The following is a 5,621-nucleotide window of genomic DNA, read 5'->3' as shown; positions in this document are numbered from 1 at the left end:
TTGCCCTCAACCTCGCCGACAAGGCCGAGGCCAAAGGCATCAAGGCCATGCGGATCGAAAAGCCGAAAACCCCAAAATCCTGAACCCAGACCGGGCAGGGGCCTTGCCCCTGCCCGCCAACTCGGAGAGCCCCCATGGTACGCCTCATCAGCCACACGATGACACTCGACGAACTTGAGCTTGCCACCGTGATTGCCGGGTTGCGGCTGTTGCAGCTTGCAGACGGTGATGGGCCGTCAGGCACATTATGCAGCAGCCACCGTTTCAGCGCGGCCTCGGCCTGGGCCCGGGACGGTCCGCCTGCCGGCACCTGCGATTCAAACGTGATGACGTGCTTGTCCGGCACCGTTCCGTCATTGCAGGCGGACAGGATTGCGGCGGTCGCAACGCAAGCGAGTATGTGTCTGAGGGTCATCGTGTTCCTTTCATTTCGAGGTCATCACTGCGCTTTGGCCCAGCTCCGCCAGGATCCCGCGTTCCGCTGCCCGCCAAAGGACGAGATCCACCGTGGCGATCCTGTCGCCACTCTCTTCAGAAAGCTTTGCGCAAAGCGCATGCGGATCTGTCTGGAAATGCTCTGCGAGCCGGACCAGCCAGCGATCCGGCTTGGCGCAATCCACACCGAGGTTCTTGGCGAGATGGTATTTCGTGATCGGACCGATCCATGGCAACCGCGCGAGGTATTCCAATCGCTCTGTGTCCGTTGTCTTTCGCGAAAACCAGTAGAACAGGCGGTCCCTGTCGGTCCAGATCCGGTCGATCGCGGCAACCTTGCCTTTGTGGCCAAAGACACCGGATGCCGATTGGCCAGACGCCACCAGTGGCATAACCGCATCGAAGATCTTGCGGGCAACCGTCCATCTCATCCCGGAATTGCAGATGATGTAGATGGCTTCGCGCGCAAACTCTTCCGCATTCCCAGGCGGCTTGACAGTCTCTGCCCATTGGATCTCTTCCGCAAAACCAGCGGCCTCGATCCGCACCCGGATGTCTTTGTACCTTGCTAGATCCATGGAAACCTCCAATCACAGGGCTCCGGCTTCAGCTCCGGTTCCTCGGTACTGCGCCGCTTACTCCAGGTTCGCCATCGACTGAGGACGCATCACCACCTTCGATGTCCTTATTTTCAGCCCCGCGCGCTGCCAGCCGGTACAGCCGTCCCGTCAGTTCACCGGCGGTTTCAACGTCCTCGAGGTCTTCTCTCGGCAGATCGAGGAGATCCGCGAGCTTGAGGACATTGCGGCGAACGACTTCAGTTTCGCCTTCGGCATTTGCCTGTTCATCTGCGCCTGAGTTGAGCAGGGCATCAATTGCGGTTCTAAAGGGCCGGTCACGGGCGCTCATCTCAGCACCCCTTGTCCAGCTTCACACGCTCAAGCACCGCGCTGCGCTCGCTGATGGCCAGTGCTTCGTTATAGGTCTGCGCATTTGGCCCGGAGCCCCGGGTTGCCGATTGCGCGGCGGTCCCCACCAGGTTGGTTGCGGTGCCGACATTGCGGATGCCCTGAGCCGATCCCGCATTGGCGATCGCGCCGGCACCGAGGACGGACAACCCGGCATCGACCAGGCCCCCGGTGAGGTTTGTCTGCCGCTCCCGGGCTCGCTCGGCGCGGTTGATCTCTTCCATCCGGGCATAATGCCGGGCCAGTTCCGCCTCGATCTGCGCGCAGTTCATTGCCAATTCCTTCTCCGATGGCGCGGCAAGTGCTGCACGCTGCACACCTGAGATGGATTGCAGGCCCAAAACATTGGCCGAGGTCTGGCTGGTGCCGCCTGAACACGCCGACAGGATAAGAGTGGCGCTCATCAGGGCGGGGATCAGTTTTACGGTGACTTGCATGGTGTTGCCTCATTTTCGTTAGAATTTGGGGGAATCCTGCGGCGCGGCCTTTCAAGCGGGCCGCGGCGGGAGGGGGTCATTTGGTGACGATGGGAAGCCATCCCTGGTGCCACTCGAGGTGAACAGGAGATCTCCTTCCGCCACTTCCAACCGTGAAAGGGCTTTGCCCGTGTGTGCCATGGCCGTTATCCCCCGCCTCCTGTCTGGTCTTGCTCGGGATCAGTCTCCGGCGGCAGCGTGATCGCTGACAGGTCTTCCGGAGATCCAAACCCTCGGACAAGTCCGCCCGGGCCGACAAAATACGGCGTTCCTCGCGCACCCACCTGCCGGGCGAGCCGTTCCGCGCGGCTGAGATCGTCGTCGCCAACGCCCTCTGCTGCCGCCTGGATCACGGCTTCCGCATCAAACCCCAGATCCGTGAGCGTGGCGCGCACCGAGACCGGATCGGCATTGCCCTGCAGGGTCATCAGCGCATCCGCGAACCGTTCATAGGCGTCCGCCCCTTCGGTCGCTTTCAACGCCAGGGCAACCTCAGCCGCGTGTCTGGAGGCCTCCCCCAGGACCGGCGTTTCCAACAGCACCACCTGCAGATCCGGACGCTGCCGCTTCAGCTCGGCCACATTGGCATGCACGCGGCGGCAGTAGCCGCAGTTGTAGTCCTGGAACTCGACCAGGATCGGCTTCGCGGGATCGAGGCCCTCGAACAGCTCATGGGCAACGGAGGCCACGATCTCGAGATCTGCGACGGCCTCCTGGGCACTCTGCTGTTCTTCAAGCAGGGCGAAGACTTCGAGCATGATTTCCGGGCGCTGCAGCAGCGCCTGGCGCACTTGCTCGATGAACTCCGGTGACGGGGGTGGAAAATTCTCCGCTCCGGCCGGAACCGCACGGGCGAGATCCGCTGCGATCAGGGCGGCAATGAAGGCCTTGCTAAACTTATGTGCCATCTGCTTTCTTCCTCTATTGAACTACTGTGAAAACCCGGGAACACATCCAGGGGTGCAATTTCTCCCCGGATTGAATGTTCCCCTTTTGTGCGCTATAATTCGTTCCCCAGAAGGAGACCGGCCATGACGCGCCTGAAACAGAACTGGAAAGGGCTTGCCGCCTACGCCGCCGTGATGCTTGTGCTCACGGCGCTGGTGCTTGTGCTTGGCCTTGCGAACCGCGCCGGATTCAACCCGGGCACGCTCGATAGTGTTGGTCCCGCGATCATGCTTCTGTGGCTTGCCGTCCTCGTCTTTGGACCGTTCGCTGTCCTGGCTGATGATGGGCCAACGGGCTGGTTCAAACGTTATTGGAAACTGCTTGCCTACGTAGGTGGCCTGTTTCCCATCTCCGTTCTGGCCCCGGACGCTGTTTCGCTGATCTATGTTGGCATCGGCGGCGTTTGGCTTGCGGTCTACTTCGTTAAGCACGGGAAGCAGGTGTCTCAATCCGGCTCCGATGATACCTACCAACACGATGGAGGAGTCTATGGGATCGGTGCGAGGAACACGACGGTTCTCCAACACCTGCGGCGTTTTCCGCTCGGACAATAACCGGCTCATTCGTCGCGCCTCCGTCCGGTAAACACGTGACCACCAATCCTGACGTTTTCTCCACCACGCGCATTGGTCTCTCGGGACAGCCATGTGGGGATCTCGTTTGACTGCTCGCCCGCTTCGACGTGGGCGCGCATGCCGGCCGGTGAGTAATAATGTGTGGCACCGCCGGTGGGGTCCTCGATCTCGCCGGCGGCAACGGCATCGACGATGCGGCCGATGCGTTCGTATTGCTCGCTGCCCTCTTCCAGCTTGGTCGGTAGGCTGTTGCCCCCTACCCCGCTGTTCCAGGCTGAGAACTGCTTGAGCTGCAGGCTGACCTCTGCCGGGTTATCGCCCCACCGATCATCGGCCACCCGGTTCATGATCACATGGGCGACAGCCGCCTGACCAAGGTCGCTTTGTCGGCCGGCCTCCCCGTGGATCGTGCGGATCATCACGTCGCGGTCATAGTTAGTGAGGTTGCTTGCGCCAAATGCACCATTCCATGCATCCTTGGTCGAGTCCCAGACATCCGCACCCGTGGTTCCCAACTTGTAGCCAATTCCTGGGATCACGCCGAAATCCTGGCCCTCAACCACTTGGCGCTTATGGGAAGCAGCCTTTCCAGTAGCCTTACCTTCCAGAACCTGCTGGCGGTCGCTGATGGCCCCTTCCAGCTTCTTCGTCGCATCCGTCACCCGCTGATGCTCCGCCCGATGCTCGGTTCCGGAAGATGGCAGCTGCTGTGTCGTGATCTCCTGTTGTGGCCGGCTCAGGGTGAATGCGCTGGTGAGATCGGGTGTCGGTTTATCCAGCCCCAGATCCTCAAGGAGGCCGGGAAGCACCTGTTCCACGGCCTTCTCCTGACGCAGTACACCTTTGGTGGTTTTGGGGTTGAGGAAGCCGGTAATCTGTTCATCGCTGAACCCGGCCTGACGCCACTCATCGATCACGGCATCGGTCAGTTGCTGATCGTAATTGATACCTTTGGAATAGAGGTTGGCTTCCGCAGCCGATAGCGTTTCGGCCTCCTCCCGCGCCTCGGCATAGGTATTGCCCATGCGGCGCACGTCTTCCATGCTCCAGCGGTTGCCGCCACTTTCGGTGTTGGTCTCAGAGGATTGCTGTCCAGCCCGTACCGAGTGGCTGGCCTCGGCAAACTTGGACACACTTTCTGACAGTCCGGATTCCCGCGCTGCTTTGCTGATCCGGTCATAGCTGTCTCGATCGACACCAACTAATTCCGCAGTCGCATTTCCACCAAGTACCTTGCTACCCGGCGTACCTGCTGTGAGGGCAATCTTGTAGGCGGCATCAACAGAAATCCCATGCTGCTTCGAAAAATCCTCAACAGCCTGGTGTGCTTCCCGCGCCTCCTTGATGCTCCGGAGGTTTGAGGTAGACGACGCATCATTGCCAACACTGGTCCCGCTGCTCAGGCTGCGTCCGAAGTCGGCATAATCGGCTGCGGTTTCGTTGACAGCCGTTGACCATTCATCCCGCGCCGAGGTGGCCGTGCGGATTGCGGCGTCCTTGCGGTCGGAGACCTCTTCGCGAATGGTCTGGCCGACCCGCGCGGACATGCCGCTTGTCGTCTGCGCCGTTCCGGTCGAATAGGTCTGTGATCCGTCCGCGTTGCGATGATGCAGCGCGCCATCTGCCAGGCGGCGGGTTGCCAGTCCGGTGTCGTAGAGGCTGGAGGTGTTGTACTTGTTGGCCGCCATGTTGTTCATCGACGCATTGGCCAATGAGATATTGCCGGTCGCTGTCTCGCGCCCCGCTTCCATCGCAGCCCCCTGCCCCACATTGAGGAAGGACGTCGCCAGCCCGGCCATGCGGCCGGCGCCAAAGAAGATGATGGTGGCGATGAAAGGCACCGACATCATCAGGTATCCGGCCACTGTGCTGACATCTTGCTGGACGGCGCGGATGCCGAACTGATTGGCAAAGCTCATCACATAGTCGATGTTGGAGCCATTGAAGGTCCCCATGGCCTCGCGGTAATAGCCGGCACTCCGGCCCATCAGGGTGGAATGCAGGATGGCCGAGAGAGGATCCCAGGCCGCAAGCCACACAAAGCCGCCGAAATACCCCTTGATCACCGTCCACACGAGCGGCGTCATCATCAGCAGCATCGCCAGCGGGAAGGCGCCGTAGTAGATCGTCTCGAAGATGATCTTCAGGAGCGGCACCCATTTGAGTGCGTTCACCCCGATCGTGCTGTAGCTCGCCGAGGTCTGCGCCTCGGACCGCGC

General features: G+C 61.0%; 7 protein-coding genes. 1 reads left to right on the top strand and 6 read right to left on the bottom strand.

Going from position 1 to position 5,621, the window contains the following annotated elements; all coding sequences use genetic code 11:
- The 5 genes from GOX53_RS29670 to GOX53_RS28575 form a co-directional block, all read right to left on the bottom strand.
- A partial coding sequence (locus GOX53_RS29670; RefSeq protein ID WP_217351983.1) for a hypothetical protein occupies window positions 1–415 on the bottom strand: 415 nt, incomplete at its 3' end.
- Window positions 416–425: 10 nt separating this feature from the next.
- On the bottom strand, window positions 426–1,013 hold the full coding sequence (locus tag GOX53_RS28590) for a hypothetical protein (RefSeq protein ID WP_171182274.1): 588 nt from the start codon (window positions 1,011–1,013) through the stop codon (window positions 426–428).
- A gap of 28 nt (window positions 1,014–1,041) precedes the next feature.
- Window positions 1,042–1,344: a hypothetical protein gene (locus GOX53_RS28585; RefSeq protein WP_171182273.1), complete on the bottom strand. Its 303-nt coding sequence runs from the start codon at window positions 1,342–1,344 to the stop codon at window positions 1,042–1,044.
- 1 nt (window position 1,345) lies between these two features.
- The gene (locus GOX53_RS28580) at window positions 1,346–1,840 is read right to left on the bottom strand and encodes a hypothetical protein (RefSeq protein WP_171182272.1); all 495 of its coding nucleotides are present in this window, start codon (window positions 1,838–1,840) and stop codon (window positions 1,346–1,348) included.
- A 185-nt stretch (window positions 1,841–2,025) separates the two neighbouring features.
- Complete coding sequence (locus GOX53_RS28575; RefSeq protein ID WP_171182271.1) at window positions 2,026–2,787, bottom strand: DsbA family protein; 762 nt, start codon at window positions 2,785–2,787, stop codon at window positions 2,026–2,028.
- A gap of 123 nt (window positions 2,788–2,910) precedes the next feature.
- Between GOX53_RS28575 and GOX53_RS28570 the strand changes: the two genes are divergently transcribed.
- Window positions 2,911–3,381: a hypothetical protein gene (locus tag GOX53_RS28570; RefSeq protein ID WP_171182270.1), complete on the top strand. Its 471-nt coding sequence runs from the start codon at window positions 2,911–2,913 to the stop codon at window positions 3,379–3,381.
- 5 nt (window positions 3,382–3,386) lie between these two features.
- On the opposite strand, the gene GOX53_RS28565 is transcribed toward GOX53_RS28570, so the two are convergent.
- Window positions 3,387–5,621, bottom strand: a 2,235-nt coding sequence (locus GOX53_RS28565) for a conjugal transfer protein TraG N-terminal domain-containing protein (protein WP_171182269.1), incomplete at its 5' end; no start/stop codon positions are given.

This window comes from Ruegeria sp. HKCCD8929, from assembly GCF_013031405.1.
Classification (GTDB): domain Bacteria; phylum Pseudomonadota; class Alphaproteobacteria; order Rhodobacterales; family Rhodobacteraceae; genus Ruegeria.
Note: the sequence above shows the minus strand (reverse complement) of the source record. Positions and strands in the feature narration are given on the sequence as shown.

Coding starts and splice junctions, on each gene's coding strand:
- GOX53_RS28590 (WP_171182274.1), bottom strand. CDS start 1,013: ATGGATCTAGCAAGGTACAAAGACATCCGGGTGCGGATCGAGGCCGCT.
- GOX53_RS28580 (WP_171182272.1), bottom strand. CDS start 1,840: ATGCAAGTCACCGTAAAACTGATCCCCGCCCTGATGAGCGCCACTCTT.
- GOX53_RS28570 (WP_171182270.1), top strand. CDS start 2,911: ATGACGCGCCTGAAACAGAACTGGAAAGGGCTTGCCGCCTACGCCGCC.
- GOX53_RS28575 (WP_171182271.1), bottom strand. CDS start 2,787: ATGGCACATAAGTTTAGCAAGGCCTTCATTGCCGCCCTGATCGCAGCG.
- GOX53_RS28585 (WP_171182273.1), bottom strand. CDS start 1,344: ATGAGCGCCCGTGACCGGCCCTTTAGAACCGCAATTGATGCCCTGCTC.